Below are 14114 nucleotides of genomic sequence, written 5' to 3'. Positions count from 1 at the left end.
GCACAGGTCCACCGCCGGGCCGCCGCGCGGGCGGTCCGGCGGCGGTCGTGATGCGGCCTATTGCTGCAATTGCTGGGCGATGGCGGTATAGGCCTCGATCCGCTCGGCCATAAAGGCGTCCATCTCGGCATAGGGGACGTCGATCAGGGCATAGCCGTCATTCTCCATCTGCTCGCGGAAGGAGGGGTCCTGGTTGATCTGGCCGATGATGTCGGACAGCTGGGTGCGGACCTCCTCGGGGGTGGATTGCGGCACCCCGATGCCGCGATAGGCGCCGCCGACCATCTCGATCCCCAGCTCGCGGAAGGTGGGGCTGTCGGGGAACAGCGGGTGGCGTTCCTCGGTCGCGACGGCCAGGACGCGGGTGGCGTCGCCCTGACGCACGGCCACGGTGGTATAGCCCCACAGCATGTCGACCTCTCCGCCGACCAGCGCCGTCTCGGTCGCGCCGGTGCCGGTATAGGGGATATAGGTCGTCTCGACCCCGGTCTCGTTCATGAACACCTGATTGGCGATGTGATTGGCCGAATTGGTGGCCGATCCGCCCGCCGTGACGCCGCCGGGCATCGCATTGGCCGCGTCGATCACGTCCTGAACGGTCTGGAACGGGCTGTCATTGGCGACCATCAGCGCGTCGGGGGTAAAGTGGAACATATAGACGTTGGTGATGTCCTCGGTCGTATAGCCGGGGTCCTGCAGCATCGGCTGCAGCACGATATGCGGCAGGTTGGTGCCCATGATCGTCTGGCCGTCGCCGCTGATTCCGTTCAACCCGGCCCAGGCCTGCGCCCCGCCCGCGCCCGGCAGATACTGCACGATCATGTCGTGGCCGGTCAGCTCGCGGAACCGCGCCTGCTGATAGCGCGCGGTCACGTCGCTTTCGCCGCCGGCATTGAACGGGATGATGTAGGTGACCGGACCGTCCGGATAGGCCAGCGCGGCCCCCGCGGTTCCCATCAGTGCAAGGCTGGCCGCGCCGATCAGGCGCCGTGTCGTCGTTCCGATCATGGGTCTCTCCTCCCGTTTCAAAAATGGTCCCGATGCTGCCCGGTGCCTGCCGCCCCCCTCCTCAAAGGCGCGGCAGGCGGGCGTCACTCAGGCGCTGCGATACAGTTTGGTCATCGAGAATTCCCGGTGACCCAAGGCCTCGGCGGCGGTCAGGCGGCCATTGGCGGTGCGCATGATCATCTCGATCAGGCTGTCGCCAGCCTGGTCGATGGTCATCTCGCGTGTCAGAACGCCCGTGACGTCCACGTCGATATGCTCCGACATCGTACGCAGCGTGCGCGGATTGCCCGAGATCTTGATGACCGGCACGATCGGGTTGCCCACCACATTGCCCTGCCCGGTCGGGAAGGTGTGGATGACATAGCCGCCTGCCGCCATCAGCGTCACGCATTCCGCCGCCGCAGACGAGCTGTCCATGAAATACAGCCCCGGACCTTTTTCGGGCGTCTCGGCCGGGCCGATCGCGTCGATATAGGTCGAGGTGCGGCCGATCTTCTCCAGATTGCCCATGGCCTTTTCCTCGATGGTCGTCAGACCGCCCAGGATGTTGCCCTTGGTCGGCTGGCTGTCCGACAGGTCCGAGGTCTTGAACGCCTCGATCACGTCATCCTGATAAGCCTTCCAGATCGCCTTGAACTTGGCGGCGGTTTCCGGGTTCGCGGCGCGGGTTTCGCAGATATGTTCGGCGCCGGTGATCTCGGAGGTCTCGCCAAAGCAGCCATAGATGCCCTGCGGCAGCAGCTTGTCATACATGTTGCCGACCGTCGGGCAGGATGACAGCCCCGTGGTCGTGTCGCTTTCGCCGCATTTGGTCGAGATCCACAGATCGCTGACCGGGCAATCCTCCTTTTGCAGCTCGCTGGCCCAGTGGACGTATTCCTTGGCCTTCCAGCTGGCCTGGCGGATCGTTTCGAAATCGCCCTTCTGCTCGATGGAAAAGCCGGTGACGGGCTTGCCGGTCTTGGCGATGCCGTCGACGATGACCTTGGTCCATTCCGGCTCGATCCCGATCACGACCACGGCGGCGACGTTGGGGTTCGCGCCGGTGCCGATGATGGTGCGGAAATGCAGCTCCAGATCCTCGCCGAACTGCAGGCGGCCATAGGCATGCGGCAGGGCCATCGTGCCCTTGACGTTGTTGGCCACCGCCTCGCAGGCCGCGTTCGAGATGTCGTCGACCGGCAGGATCAGGACGTGGTTGCGCACGCCCACGCGGCCATTCTCGCGGCGCCAGGCCTTGACGGTCGCAGTGCTGAAATCAAGCGCCATGGCTTACCACCTCTTTGTCTTGCAGTTTTGCGTGTGAACATGGCCGCCGACTTCGGCGTCGCCGATCATGCGGCCGATATCCTCGCCATATTTGATGACCGTGTCGCCCGCCTTCAGCGGCTTCAGCGCGACCTTGTGCCCGATGGGGATGTCGGCCTTGGCCGTCAGGCGGAAATCGGAATTGTCGGCTGTGACCACGCACAGCATCTCGGTGCCGGCGGTCAGATCCTCGACGACGACGACACCGACATTGTCCTCGCGGTCATGGACCAGAAGTTGCGGAATACTCAAGTGACCCTCCCTTTGGCAGATGAATGAACCTCTCCGGATCACGACATAACATATACACTAACTCTTATACAAGACTTGTTATGCCTTACTTGCGGGCGGTCGCGGCGCGGTGCTATTCTTGGCGAAAATCAGGATGTGCCATGGCCGCTTCGCTCTATCAGACCGTCATCGACTCGATCGTGGCACGCATCGCGGCGGGCGATCTGCTGCCCGGTGGGATGCTGCCAAGCGAGACCCAGCTGGCGCAGGACAGCGGCGTGTCGCAGGGCACCGCGCGTAAGGCGCTGATGATGCTGGAACAGCACGGCATCGTGCGCCGTGAGCAGGGTCGCGGAACCTTCGTGACGGCCCGGACGCCGGAATCCTCGCTGTTCAACTTCTTTCGGCTTCGCCCGCCCGATGGCCACGTGGTCCAGCCCGAGGTGCTGGACGAGCGTATCCGCCAGCGCCCCGCTACGCCCGAGGAGCAGCGGACCCTGCATGGCGCACCCGCCACGGTGATCGAGATCCGGCGCCTGCGCAGCCTGCTGGGCCGGCCCCGTGTGATCGAGACCGCCGTCCTTCCCGCCGATCTTTTCGCCGGGATCGAGCGCCGCAGCCCGCTGCCAAGTGCGCTGTATGTCCTGTATCAGCAAGCCTACGGCCTGATCGTTCTGCATGCCGACGAGGCGATCACCGCCTGCGCCGCCCAGGGTCAGGACGCGGCCGATCTGCGGGTCGCCGAGGGCACGCCCATCCTGCAGGTAGAGCGTCGCGCGCAGGATATTCTGGGGCGCCTGATCGAACGCCGTCTCAGCCTCTATCTGACCGCCGACATGGGCTATATGGTCCGGCTGGACTAGGCGCGGGCCGCTCAGATCTCAGCCGTTGCGCCGCGATGTCGCCCGCGCCTGCAGCTGGTCCAGGGCATCGGCATTGTCCCGCCCCCAGGCATAGACCAGCTCGACCAGGGCAACGAACCGGATGCCCAGGGGCGTCAGGCTGTATTCCACGGCGGGCGGGACCGTGCTTTCGACATGGCGGTCTATCAGGCCGCTCTCCTCCATCTCGCGCAGCGTCTGCACCAGCATCTTCTTGGAGATCCCCGGCAGGCTGCGCAACAGCATGCCGTTGCGAGCCGCACCCCCGTGCTGGGCGTGCAGCGTGTGCAGGATCATGCTGGTCCATTTGGTGGCAAAGATCTCCATCGTGCGGCGGGGGGCGCAATCCTCGCGCCAGTCCTGTTCGTCGCTGCCGGGCTGCATGGTGGTTACCTCTTGGTGGCTATGTCCCAATTTGGTGCCGTCTGGCACGCCGGACGCGCGGTGACTAGGTCCTCTGACAGCACAAGGACAGGAGAATTCCATGACACGAACCGCATTGGTGGTCGGCGCGACCGGCATCCAGGGTCAGGCGATTGCCGAACAGCTGGTCGCAGAGGGCTGGACCGTCCTCGGCCTCAGCCGCAACCCGCAGCCGCAGTCGGGCGTGACACCCGTCGCTTCCGACCTGCTGGACCCGGCCTCGGTCGCGGCGGCGCTGGACGGGCTGGCGCCGACGCATGTGTTCCTGACCACATGGCTGCGCCAGCCGACCGAGGCCGAGAATATCCGCGTCAACGCGCTGATGCTGCGCAACCTGTTTGACGGCCTGCGCCCGCTTGGCACGGTGCGGCACGTGGCGCTGGTGACCGGGCTCAAGCATTACCTGGGGCCGTTCGAGGCCTACGGCCAGGGCCAGCTGCCACAGACGCCGTTCCGCGAGGATCAGGGCCGTCTGGACATCGAGAATTTCTACTACGCCCAAGAGGATGAGCTGTTCGCAGCCGCCAAGCGCGACGGGTTCGGCTGGAGCGTCCACCGCCCCCATACGGTGATCGGCAAGGCCGTTGGCAACGCGATGAACATGGGCACGACCCTTGCCGTCTATGCCGCGATCTGCCGCGAGACGGGGCGCCCGTTCCGCTTTCCGGGCTCCGCGGCGCAATGGAACGGCCTGACCGACATGACCGACGCGCGCCAGCTGGCAGCCCAGGTCATCTGGGCCGCCGAGACGCCCGCCGCCCGCAATCAGGCGTTCAACATCGTGAACGGCGATGTCTTTCGCTGGAGCTGGATGTGGCATCGCCTGGCGGAGTGGTTCGGGATCGAGGCCGAGGATTTCGACGGTGTCGCCCGCCCCCTGGCCGTTCAGATGGCCGATGATGCCCGGATTTGGTCGCGCATCGCGGCACGGGACGGGTTGATCGAAGGCGACATCACGCGCCTGATCTCTCCGTGGCACACCGACGCCGATCTGGGGCGCCCGATCGAGGTCGTGACCAACATGTCGAAAAGCCGCAAACTGGGTTTCACGGCCTATCGCGCGACGGACGAGGCCTTCCTGGACCTGTTCGAATGCCTGCGGTCGGATCGCATCATCCCCTAGGCACCCTGCATTGCCGTGCCTGTGCGACCGTGTCTGCGGGTGGCACGGACAATTGGCGGCTTGTCTGGACCCCGCACATGGGTCGCGTGGCGCATAGGCGCAGGCATCGACCCTTCTGGCAGGCGCCCCTGTGCTACAGGGCGGCGATCAGCGCCGCCGTCCATAGGATCAGCGTGGCGGCGGCGGTAACGGGGATCAGGGGCGATGCGCCCCGGGCATCGTCGCGGGGGGTGGTGCGGCGCAGATAGGCCTCGGTCTGGATGTCGAACATGGGAACCTCCAATCTGGATGTCTTGGGATCAGGCCAGCCGTTGGGCGGGCCGCAGCGGGGATGGCGCGCGCGTGCCGAACAGGCGGCGCAGGGCCGACGGGCGCGCGGTCCGCGCCAGCAGGCGGTCGCGCAGCTCCTTGCCCCCCGCCCAGGGACCAAAGCCCGATGCGGCGTTGATGTGGCCGGCATGGCCGATGTCATGCAGTTGCGCGCCCCACCGCTCCGCGACCTGGCGCGCCTGATCGAAGGGTATCCAGGGGTCGTTGCGGCTGGCCACCACGATGGTGGGCACGTCGAACCGCTGGCGGGGCAGGGCGCCAAAGCAGGCGGTCCGGTCGGAGGCGGCGGGGTCAGCGGGCGCTACCAGCAGGGCGGCCCGCACCCGCAACCCCGGCCAGCGCGCCAGCAGATGCGCGATGGTCACGGCGCCAAGCGAATGGCCGACCAGGATGCTGTCGGGATGGGCCATGATATGGACGGCCAGCGTTGCCTCCCAGACCTCGCGGACGGGGCGGGTGGTGTCGCCCATGTCCAGCATCATCGCGGTCGGGTCGGTGCGGGCCCACCAGTCCTGCCAGTGAGGCGCAGGCGAGCCGTCAAGGCCGGGGACGATCAAGGTCTTGGTCATCGCGCTCTCCTTTAATTCTACATAAGACTACAATGTTAGTCGTGTATTTGGGTTCCAAAGATCTCCCTGAAAAGAGAACGGTTCTCTACAGTTGGGGTCCGCCGCCCTGACCTGTTTCCCGTCGGATCATTGGGGGCGATCCACCCCAAGGCTGGGGACGTCATCGGACGCGCCAATCCGGCAGGGGATCGTGCTGCCGCCAGTCGGTGTGAAAGCGGCGATCCGGGATCGGCCACGGCACAGCCGCCCCGTCCCTGACGGTCGACAGGCCGTCAGGCGTGCGACGGGTCCGCGCGCCCGGCATCGGGGGACAGGCTGCGGCGCAGGACGGCCTGCACATCGGTCATCGTCAGGCCATGTGTGGCGGATGCGTTCTGAATGATGGCGAAGCTTTCCCATGTCTCGGGCGCGAAGACCCGCATTTGCAGGTTCAGGCCGCCCGCATAATCCGCCGCCATCAGACGGTTCACGACCGCCAACCCCTCACCCTCCGAGACCAGGCGGCAGATCGGACCCACCCCCTCGACCGAGATCCGCGAATAGGGTTGCCTGCCGGACTGCCGGAACGCCGCAGTGACGGCCTGCCAGGATGGGGCACCCTCGCTGGTGCGGATCAGATGGCGGCCTCCGATCGCGTCGGGCCCCACGCGGTCCAGGGCGGTCAGCGGGTCGTCGGCCCGCATCACCACGACCAGCGGCGCGTCGATGATGGGCAGGATGCGCAGCCGCCAGTCGGACACGGGCAGCTTGACGATGGCCTGATCCATCCGCCCTTCGGCCACGGCCGCGATCAGGTCCGGATACCGGCCGAATTTCAGCGCGATCGACAGGTTCGGAAACTGCTGCCGCAGATCGCGCGCCATGCGCGGCAACAGGGTCATCGACAGCGACCGGGGGGCACCGAAGGTCAGCACCTGGTCATCCCCCCGGCCGATCCCAAGCCGGGCGAGGTTCTGATGCGCCTCAAAGACCTGTGCGGCCCGTTCGAACACCTGCTCGGCGGCCTGAGTGGGCGTCAGGCGGCCGCTTTCGCGCCGAAACAGCGGGCGGCCCAGCTGCGCCTCGATGGCGCGCAGGTCGGCAGAGACCTGGCTCTGGGACCGGCCCGTGACCTCGGCGGCGCGGACCGTGGTGCCATGCGCAAAGACCGCCTGAAACGATTGGAGCTGCACCAGACTGAACATGGGACTACCGTAAAATCACTAGATGAATTGATATCCTAGTAATGTGGACGCTGCCTGTCCATGCCGCCATGCTGCATCCTCAGGAGGATTCGCAATGGCGGCATATCTTGTCAGACGGCTGACGCAGGCGGCATTCGTGCTGTTGCTGGTGTCGTTCCTTGTCTTCATGGGCGTCTATGCCATTGGCGATCCGGTGCAGATGCTGGTGCCGCCCGACGCCACCGCGGCCGAAGTCGAACGCGCCCGCGTGGCCCTGGGCCTGGATCAGCCGATCCTGGTGCAATACTGGCTGTATCTGACCGGGCTGTTCCAGGGCGATCTGGGAACATCGTTCGTCTATAACCAGCCGACCATCGACCTGGTGCTGCAACGCCTGCCGGCCACGGTCGAACTGGGGCTTGCGGCCTTCGTGATGTCGCTGGTCATCGGCCTGCCGCTTGGCCTGATCGCGGGCTATCGCGCGGGCAGCATGACCGATGACGGCATCATGAACGGGTCGATCGTTGCCTATTCGCTGCCGAATTTCTGGCAGGGGCTGCTGCTGATCCTGCTGTTCGCGGTGCAGCTGCGCTGGTTTCCGTCGGGCGGGCGCGGCGATACCGGCACTGTCATGGGCATCGAGACCAGCCTGGTGACCGCCAGCGGCTGGTCGCATATCTTCCTGCCCGCTTTCAACCTGGCGCTGTTCAACGCGGCCATGGTGATCCGCCTGACGCGCGCGCAGGTGCAGGCGGCGATGAACAGCGAATATGTCCGCTATGCCCGCGCCAAGGGCGTCCCCGAAGGCCCATCCTGATGCGCCATGCGTTCCGCAACGTGCTGATCCCGCTGGTCACCGTGCTGGGGCTGGAGCTGGGGAACCTGCTGGCCTACGGCATCATCACCGAGACGGTGTTCAACTGGCCCGGCATGGGGCAGCTGCTGATCAATTCGATCAACGTGGTCGATCGGCCGGTGATCGTGGGCTATCTGCTGATCGTCGTGGCGATGTTCGTCATCATCAACCTGATCGTGGACCTGACCTATACCCTGCTGGACCCGCGCATCCGCCTTGGAGGGAAACCGGCATGAGGCACGCCATCCTTTCCCTGCGTCGCGCGCCCTTTGCGCTGTTTTGCCTGGGCCTGTTCCTGGTGATCGTGGCGGCGGCCCTGCTGGCGCCCTGGATCGCGCCGCAGGACCCCTATGACAATGCGGTCGTCGATTTCTTTGACAGCAACCTGCCGCCGGGATCGCCGTCGGGCATGGGCGGGCTGACCTATTGGCTGGGCACCGATGCCCTGGGACGCGACCTGTGGTCGGCGATCCTCTATGGCCTTCGGATCACGCTGACGGTGGCGGCGACGGCCTCGGTGCTGGCGCTAGTGATCGGGGTGCTGGCGGGGCTGGTCTCGGCCTATGCGGGGGGCTGGGTCGATGCGGTCATCATGCGGCTGGTCGACATCCTGCTGGGCTTTCCGACGATCCTGGTCGCGCTGACCATCATGGCGCTGGCGGGGGCGGGGACCGGCAACCTGATCCTGGCGCTGGTCGTGGCGCAATGGCCCTATTACGCGCGCACCGCCAGGTCCGCCGCCCTGGTCGAGATCGGGCAGGATTACATCGAGGCCGCCCGCTGCCTGGAGCTGCCGCATTGGCGCATCATCCTGCGGCATCTGCTGCCCAATGCGATCTCTCCCATCATGGTGGTGCTGACGCTGCAACTGGCGCATGCGGTGGCGATCGAGGCCTCGCTGTCCTTCCTGGGCCTGGGCACCTCGATCGAGCGGCCGTCCCTTGGCCTGCTGATCGCCAACGGCTCGCGCGAGATCCTGTCGGGGCACACCTGGGCGCTGATCTATCCCGGTCTGGCGCTGGCGGCGCTGATCTTCACCGTGAACGTGTTCGGCGACCGCATCCGCCGTGCCCTGAACCCGCAGGAGGCCTGACATGCTGACGGTCGAGACCCTCGTGACATCGCTGACGGCCAAGGGCACCCCCATCGTGCGCGGCGTCAGCTTCGACGTGCAGCCCGGCCAGATCCTGGGCGTGGTGGGCGAAAGCGGATCGGGCAAGTCGATGATGGCCTATTCGCTGATCGACCTGCTGCCGCGCGGCATCGCCATTGCGGGCGGGCGGGTGATCTTTGACGGCCAGGACCTGACCGCGATGCCGGTGGCCCAGCTGCGCCGGTTGCGCGGCGACCGGATCGCGATGATCTTTCAGGACCCGATGGTCGCGCTGAACCCGGTCCTGACCATCGGAGAGCAGATGATCGAGGCGGTGCTGGCCCATCGCCGCGTCACCCGCCAGGCCGCCCGGGCCCGCTGCATCGCGGTGCTTGGCCGCGTCGGCATCCCGTCCCCCGAGGAACGCATGGCGGCCTATCCGCATGAATTTTCGGGCGGGATGCGCCAGCGCGTCGTCATCGCCATCGCCTTTCTGAACGACCCCGCGCTGATTATCGCGGACGAGGCCACGACCGCGCTGGATGTGACCATCCAAAGCCAGATCATCGCCGAGATCCAGGGCCTGGCGGCCGAGACCGGCGCGGCGATCCTGTGGATCACGCATGACCTGTCGCTGCTGTCGGGTTTCGCCGATCATGTCATGGTCATGTATGCGGGCCAGGTGGTCGAGACGGCGCCTGCCGAACGCCTCTTCGCCGCCCCCCGCCACCCCTATACCGCCGCCCTGATGGAGGCCGTGCCGGTCCCCGGCCGCACCCGTCTGGCGAACCTGCCGGGCGTGCCGCCCGCGCTGGACGCGCTGCCCACGGGCTGCGCCTTTGCGCCGCGCTGTCCGCGCGTCCAGCCGCTGTGCCGCGAACAGGCCCCGCCGGTGACGGATGGCGCGCGCTGTCATTTCCCGCTGGAGGCCAAGCCATGAGCGTTCTGGAGCTGTCCGACATCCGCCGCGTCTTTTCCCGCAATGACGGCGCGCTGGACCGGGCGATGAACCGCGCGGGTCTGGGCCGCAAGGCGCAGCATCTGGTGGCGGTGGACGACGTGTCCCTGCGCCTGGAACCGGGTGAGATGCTGGGCATCGTGGGCGAATCCGGCTGCGGCAAATCCACCCTGGGCCGGATCGCGGCGCAGCTGCTGCCGGCATCGGGCGGCACCGTCACCTGGCAGGGCCGCCCCATCGCGCAGATGCCCCCGCATGAGGCCCGCGCGGCGCGGCGCAAGATCCAGATGGTGTTCCAGAACCCCTATGCCAGCCTGAACCCCGCCATGAGCGTGGCCCAGACCATCCTGGAGGCGCCGCTGTCCCACGGCCTGATCCGCCGCAAGGACAGCGCCGCGTTCTTGGCGCAGATGCTGGACAAGGTGGGTCTTTCCCCCGATCTGGCCGACCGCCGCCCCCACGCCCTGTCGGGCGGCCAGCGCCAGCGCGTCGGCATCGCCCGCGCCCTGGCCGTCAGCCCCGAGGTGGTGATCTTTGACGAGGCGGTGGCCGCGCTGGACGTGTCGGTGCAGGCGCAGATCCTGAACCTGCTGGTCGATCTCAAGGCGCAGGGCGGGTTCGCGTCGATGTTCATCAGCCACGACCTGAACGTGGTGCGATTCATCTCGGATCGGATCGCGATCCTGTATCTGGGCCGCCTGGTCGAGATCGCCGATCGCGACACGATCTTTGCCCGCGCGCATCACCCCTATACCCGCGCCCTGCTGGCCGAGGCGCCGCAACTGGGCGGCGCGAAACGCCGGTTCACCGCGCTGGAGGGAGAGCTGCCCTCGCCGCTGAACCCGCCCTCGGGCTGCCATTTCCACCCGCGCTGCCCGCATGCGACCGACCTGTGCCGCAGCACGCGGCCCGCCCTGCGCGATATCGGCGCGGGCCACCGATCCGCCTGTCATTACGACCTGCCGCAGGTCGCCCCCCAGACCCAAGGAGCCTGACATGACCGCCCGTCTGTTGCTGACCACCGCCATTCTGGCCGCCACAACTGCTGCCGCCTCGGCCGAGACCCTGCGTATGGCGCTCAAGGCCGAACACCCCTCGGTCGATCCGCATTTCTCGCGCACCTCGCCGGGGCAGAACACCGCGTCGCACATCTTCGAGGGGCTGGCGGGCATCGACGAGACGCTGCAGCCCGTGCCCCTGCTGGCGGAAGCTTGGGAGAACATCGACCCGACCACATGGCGCATCCGCCTGCGCGACGGCGTGACGTTCCACGATGGCAGCACGCTGGACGCGCAGGACGTGATCGCGACATTCGAGCGCATCCCGAACGTGGCCAATTCGCCCGCCTCCTTTGAAAGCAATGTCGCGGCCATCGCCACCATCGAGGCCGAGGATGACCTGACCCTGCTGATCACCACGCATGAACCCACGCCGGATCTGATCGAGCAGATCGGATCGGTCTATATCCTGCCGTCCGAGCTGGGCACCGAAATCTCCAGCCGCGATTTCGACGCAGGCACGGCGGCGATCGGCACCGGGCCCTGGCGCTATGGTGGCTGGACCCCGAACGAACGCCTGACCCTGACCGCCTTCGACGATTACTGGGGCGACGCGCCCGCCTTTTCGGATGTCCTGATCCGGTTCATCCCCAACGATGCGGGCCGGGTCGCGGCGCTGATCGCGGGCGATGTGGACGTGATCGACGCGGTGCCCGCCGGTGACGTGCCCGCCATCGAAGGGCGCAGCGGCGCGCAAATGGTGGCCGAGACGACCGGCCGCCTGATCTATCTGGCGCTGGACAGCGACCGCGAGGACAGCCCCTTTGTCAGCGCCCCCCAGGGCGGCAACCCGCTGCAGGACGTGCGCGTGCGTCAGGCCCTGTCGCTCATGCTGGACCGGCAGATGATCTCGGACCGCATCATGAACGGCACGGCGACCCCCACCGGCCAGCTGGTCCCCGAGGGCTTCGTCGGCTGGACCGATCAGGTTCCCGTCCCGCAGGCCGACGCCGATGCCGCCCGCGCCCTGCTGGCCGAGGCGGGCTATCCCGACGGCTTCAGCATCACCCTGCACGGCCCCAACAACCGCTATCAGAACGACGCGCAGATCCTGCAGGCGGTCAGCCAGCTGTTCGCGCGCGCGGGTCTGACCTCGACCGTCGAGGCGATGCCGTCCAACATCTTCTTCGACCGCGCCAGCCAGCAGGAGTTCTCGGCCTTTCTTGGCGGGTTCGGGACGACCACGGGCAGCGCGATCCGCGGATTGCAGCAGGTGATCGCCACGAATGACGCGGATGCGGGCACCGGCGGCTTTAACCGCACCCGCTTTTCCGATCCGGAATTCGACGCGCTGGTCGCGCAGGCCGCGCAGGCCTTTGACGAGGCCGAGCGCGACGCGCTGCTGGCGCAGGCCACGGTGCGCGCCTTCACCGATCAACAGGCGATCATCCCGCTGCATTTCGAACAGCAGATCTGGGCGCTGCGCGAGGGGCTGACCTATGACGCCCGCCCGATCGAGCGGACGCTGGCCCAGGACATCCGCCCCGCCGATTAAGGCGCGACAAAGGACGCAGATCATGCAGACGCAGATGGTGGTGATGCGGGACGGGGTCCGTCTCGCAACGGATATCCACATGCCTGACGGACCCGGCCCTTGGCCCGTGATCCTGGAACGCACGCCCTATGACCGGCAGGGGGTGTCTGGATCAGAGGTGGCGCTGGACCGCCCCGACCCGCTGACCCGGGCGGAACTGGGACGGATCATGGCGCGGCGCGGCTATGCGGTGGTGATGCAGGACGTGCGCGGCCGCTATGGCTCCGAAGGCGTGTTCCAGAAATACGTCAACGAGGCCGAGGACGGCGTCGACACCCACCACTGGCTGCTGGAACAGCCGTGGTGCGACGGGCGCATCTGCACGATGGGCCTGTCCTATGGGGCGCATACGCAGCTGGCCTCGGCGGTCGCGGGGGCGCCGGGCATCGCGGCCATGGCCATCGACACGGGCGGGCTGATGGATGCCTGGCGCCATTCGGTCCGCTATGGCGGCGCCTTCGAGCAGAAGCAGGTCACATGGGCCTTTCGCCACGCGGCCAAGGCCCTGCGGGAGCGGGGGCGCACGGCGGATGCCGCGACGGTCGAGGCCACCGATATCCGTGCCGCCCTGCTGCAGGGCGACTGGCACCCCGGCCAATCCCCCTTGGCCCTGGCTCCGGATTACGAGGAGATGCTGCTGCGGCTGTGGGCAATGGGGCCGAACGACCCCGCCCTGAACCTGCCGGCAACCAAGGCCGCCGCGCATTTCGACCGCTTTCCCGACGTGCCGGTCCTGCTTTTGGGCAGCTGGAACGATCCCTATGCCCGCAACATGCTGGATCTGGCCCAGGCCATCGGTGCGCGCAACACCGCCCCCCTTCGTCAGATCTTCGGGCCCTGGCTGCATGGCCGCCGCAGCACCGGTCTGGTGGGCCAGGCGGATTTCGGCGACGATGCCACCATCGACACGGCCACGGGCCGCGATTGGGTCACGCTGCGGCTGGACTGGTTCGATCATGCGATGGGACGGGCCGAGATGCCCCTGGATCACGACCTGTTCTGGCAGATGTCGGCGCGCGGATGGCCGGCCATGGGCGGGCATTGGTCAAAACGGCGCGACGGGTCGGACGCGGACTGCGCCCTGGGCGTCGACGATGTCACGCTGCGCTTTGATCCCGCGCATCCCCACCCGACCCCGGGCGGGGCGGTCACGTCGGGTGGTGCCATCATGTTCGGGGGCATGTTCGATCAGCGCGGATTGGGCACGCTGGACCATCCCGGCTCCGCGACCGTCTTTGCCGCGCCGCTGGCGGTCGATCTGCCCCTGTCGGATGGGGCGGTCACGGCCATCTGCGATGCACCCGGCCGCTTTGATCTGCATGCGGTCGTCGTGGAGGCTCTGCCCTGCGGCGCGGTCATCAACGTCACCGACGGCATCGCGCGCGCGTCCGGGCCAGGGGCGGTGACCGTGGACCTGGCGCCGACCTTTTACCGGGCGCGGCGGGGAAATCGGTTGGGGCTGATCCTGGCCGCTTCCAGCTTTCCCCGGTTCGATTGCGCGATGCGTCAGGCCGGGGATGTGCGGGTCCGGAACGCGACGCTGTGTTTGAACCCGCGCCGGGGGTGAGCCCGGCACAGG

General features: G+C 67.2%; 14 protein-coding genes and 1 pseudogene. 8 read left to right on the top strand and 7 right to left on the bottom strand.

All coding sequences use genetic code 11. From position 1 onward, the window contains the following. Window positions 1–57: 57 nt before the first annotated feature. The 3 genes from FA740_RS06515 to FA740_RS06505 all read right to left on the bottom strand — a co-directional run bounded on the left by FA740_RS06515 (window position 58) and on the right by FA740_RS06505 (window position 2568). Window positions 58–1008, bottom strand: coding sequence for a tripartite tricarboxylate transporter substrate binding protein (locus FA740_RS06515; protein ID WP_136855973.1), 951 nt, complete (start codon window positions 1006–1008; stop codon window positions 58–60). Between the two features lie 87 nt (window positions 1009–1095). Then, on the bottom strand, window positions 1096–2277 hold the full coding sequence (locus FA740_RS06510) for a UxaA family hydrolase (RefSeq protein WP_136855972.1): 1182 nt from the start codon (window positions 2275–2277) through the stop codon (window positions 1096–1098). A gap of 3 nt (window positions 2278–2280) precedes the next feature. Continuing rightward, window positions 2281–2568 (bottom strand): UxaA family hydrolase, encoded by a 288-nt coding sequence (locus FA740_RS06505; RefSeq protein WP_136855971.1) that lies wholly within the window; start codon window positions 2566–2568, stop codon window positions 2281–2283. A gap of 140 nt (window positions 2569–2708) precedes the next feature. Here FA740_RS06505 and FA740_RS06500 point away from each other — a divergent pair, with 140 nt between their 5' ends. Next, window positions 2709–3410, top strand: coding sequence for a GntR family transcriptional regulator (locus FA740_RS06500; RefSeq protein WP_136855970.1), 702 nt, complete (start codon window positions 2709–2711; stop codon window positions 3408–3410). An 18-nt stretch (window positions 3411–3428) separates the two neighbouring features. On the opposite strand, the gene FA740_RS06495 is transcribed toward FA740_RS06500, so the two are convergent. Beyond that, a complete protein-coding gene (locus tag FA740_RS06495; RefSeq protein WP_136855969.1) occupies window positions 3429–3812 on the bottom strand; it encodes a winged helix-turn-helix transcriptional regulator in 384 nt (127 codons plus the stop codon). A gap of 100 nt (window positions 3813–3912) precedes the next feature. On the opposite strand from FA740_RS06495, the gene FA740_RS06490 reads away from it, so the two are divergent. Continuing rightward, entirely contained in the window at window positions 3913–4974 is a 1062-nt protein-coding gene (locus FA740_RS06490; protein ID WP_136855968.1) for an SDR family oxidoreductase, read from the top strand. Between the two features lie 133 nt (window positions 4975–5107). Here FA740_RS06490 and FA740_RS19640 read toward each other — a convergent pair whose 3' ends face one another. The 3 genes from FA740_RS19640 to FA740_RS06480 form a co-directional block, all read right to left on the bottom strand. Then, the gene (locus tag FA740_RS19640; RefSeq protein WP_169306236.1) at window positions 5108–5245 is read right to left on the bottom strand and encodes a hypothetical protein; all 138 of its coding nucleotides are present in this window, start codon (window positions 5243–5245) and stop codon (window positions 5108–5110) included. Window positions 5246–5273: 28 nt separating this feature from the next. Next, window positions 5274–5873: an RBBP9/YdeN family alpha/beta hydrolase gene (locus FA740_RS06485; protein WP_136855967.1), complete on the bottom strand. Its 600-nt coding sequence runs from the start codon at window positions 5871–5873 to the stop codon at window positions 5274–5276. Window positions 5874–6145: 272 nt separating this feature from the next. After that, complete coding sequence (locus FA740_RS06480; RefSeq protein ID WP_136855966.1) at window positions 6146–7057, bottom strand: LysR family transcriptional regulator; 912 nt, start codon at window positions 7055–7057, stop codon at window positions 6146–6148. 94 nt (window positions 7058–7151) lie between these two features. Here FA740_RS06480 and FA740_RS06475 point away from each other — a divergent pair. The 6 genes and pseudogenes from FA740_RS06475 (at window position 7152) to FA740_RS06450 (ending at window position 14102) form a co-directional block, all read left to right on the top strand. After that, window positions 7152–8128: pseudogene (locus FA740_RS06475) on the top strand (ABC transporter permease). After that, window positions 8125–8985 (top strand): ABC transporter permease, encoded by an 861-nt coding sequence (locus FA740_RS06470; protein WP_136855965.1) that lies wholly within the window; start codon window positions 8125–8127, stop codon window positions 8983–8985. Before FA740_RS06475 ends, FA740_RS06470 begins: the two are co-directional and overlap by 4 nt. Window position 8986: 1 nt before the next feature. Then, window positions 8987–9925, top strand: a complete 939-nt coding sequence (locus FA740_RS06465; protein WP_136855964.1) for an ABC transporter ATP-binding protein — start codon at window positions 8987–8989, stop codon at window positions 9923–9925. Continuing rightward, complete coding sequence (locus FA740_RS06460) at window positions 9922–10938, top strand: ABC transporter ATP-binding protein (RefSeq protein WP_136855963.1); 1017 nt, start codon at window positions 9922–9924, stop codon at window positions 10936–10938. The genes FA740_RS06465 and FA740_RS06460 overlap by 4 nt, the downstream gene beginning before the upstream one ends. Before the next feature lies 1 nt (window position 10939). Beyond that, on the top strand, window positions 10940–12496 hold the full coding sequence (locus FA740_RS06455; protein ID WP_169306235.1) for an ABC transporter substrate-binding protein: 1557 nt from the start codon (window positions 10940–10942) through the stop codon (window positions 12494–12496). After that, the gene (locus FA740_RS06450) at window positions 12441–14102 is read left to right on the top strand and encodes a CocE/NonD family hydrolase (RefSeq protein WP_136855961.1); all 1662 of its coding nucleotides are present in this window, start codon (window positions 12441–12443) and stop codon (window positions 14100–14102) included. The genes FA740_RS06455 and FA740_RS06450 overlap by 56 nt, the downstream gene beginning before the upstream one ends. Window positions 14103–14114: the final 12 nt, after the last annotated feature.

This window comes from Paracoccus hibiscisoli (genome assembly GCF_005048265.1).
GTDB lineage: Bacteria > Pseudomonadota > Alphaproteobacteria > Rhodobacterales > Rhodobacteraceae > Paracoccus > Paracoccus hibiscisoli.
Note: the sequence above shows the minus strand (reverse complement) of the source record. Positions and strands in the feature narration are given on the sequence as shown.

Excerpts from the sequence above, each read along its gene's own strand:
- FA740_RS06485 (WP_136855967.1), bottom strand. The coding sequence starts at position 5,873 with ATGACCAAGACCTTGATCGTCCCCGGCCTTGACGGCTCGCCTGCGCCT.
- FA740_RS06470 (WP_136855965.1), top strand. The coding sequence starts at position 8,125 with ATGAGGCACGCCATCCTTTCCCTGCGTCGCGCGCCCTTTGCGCTGTTT.
- FA740_RS06460 (WP_136855963.1), top strand. The coding sequence starts at position 9,922 with ATGAGCGTTCTGGAGCTGTCCGACATCCGCCGCGTCTTTTCCCGCAAT.
- FA740_RS06500 (WP_136855970.1), top strand. The coding sequence starts at position 2,709 with ATGGCCGCTTCGCTCTATCAGACCGTCATCGACTCGATCGTGGCACGC.
- FA740_RS06480 (WP_136855966.1), bottom strand. The coding sequence starts at position 7,057 with ATGTTCAGTCTGGTGCAGCTCCAATCGTTTCAGGCGGTCTTTGCGCAT.
- FA740_RS06450 (WP_136855961.1), top strand. The coding sequence starts at position 12,441 with ATGACGCCCGCCCGATCGAGCGGACGCTGGCCCAGGACATCCGCCCCG.
- FA740_RS06495 (WP_136855969.1), bottom strand. The coding sequence starts at position 3,812 with ATGCAGCCCGGCAGCGACGAACAGGACTGGCGCGAGGATTGCGCCCCC.
- FA740_RS06515 (WP_136855973.1), bottom strand. The coding sequence starts at position 1,008 with ATGATCGGAACGACGACACGGCGCCTGATCGGCGCGGCCAGCCTTGCA.
- FA740_RS06490 (WP_136855968.1), top strand. The coding sequence starts at position 3,913 with ATGACACGAACCGCATTGGTGGTCGGCGCGACCGGCATCCAGGGTCAG.
- FA740_RS06455 (WP_169306235.1), top strand. The coding sequence starts at position 10,940 with ATGACCGCCCGTCTGTTGCTGACCACCGCCATTCTGGCCGCCACAACT.
- FA740_RS06465 (WP_136855964.1), top strand. The coding sequence starts at position 8,987 with ATGCTGACGGTCGAGACCCTCGTGACATCGCTGACGGCCAAGGGCACC.
- FA740_RS19640 (WP_169306236.1), bottom strand. The coding sequence starts at position 5,245 with ATGTTCGACATCCAGACCGAGGCCTATCTGCGCCGCACCACCCCCCGC.
- FA740_RS06510 (WP_136855972.1), bottom strand. The coding sequence starts at position 2,277 with ATGGCGCTTGATTTCAGCACTGCGACCGTCAAGGCCTGGCGCCGCGAG.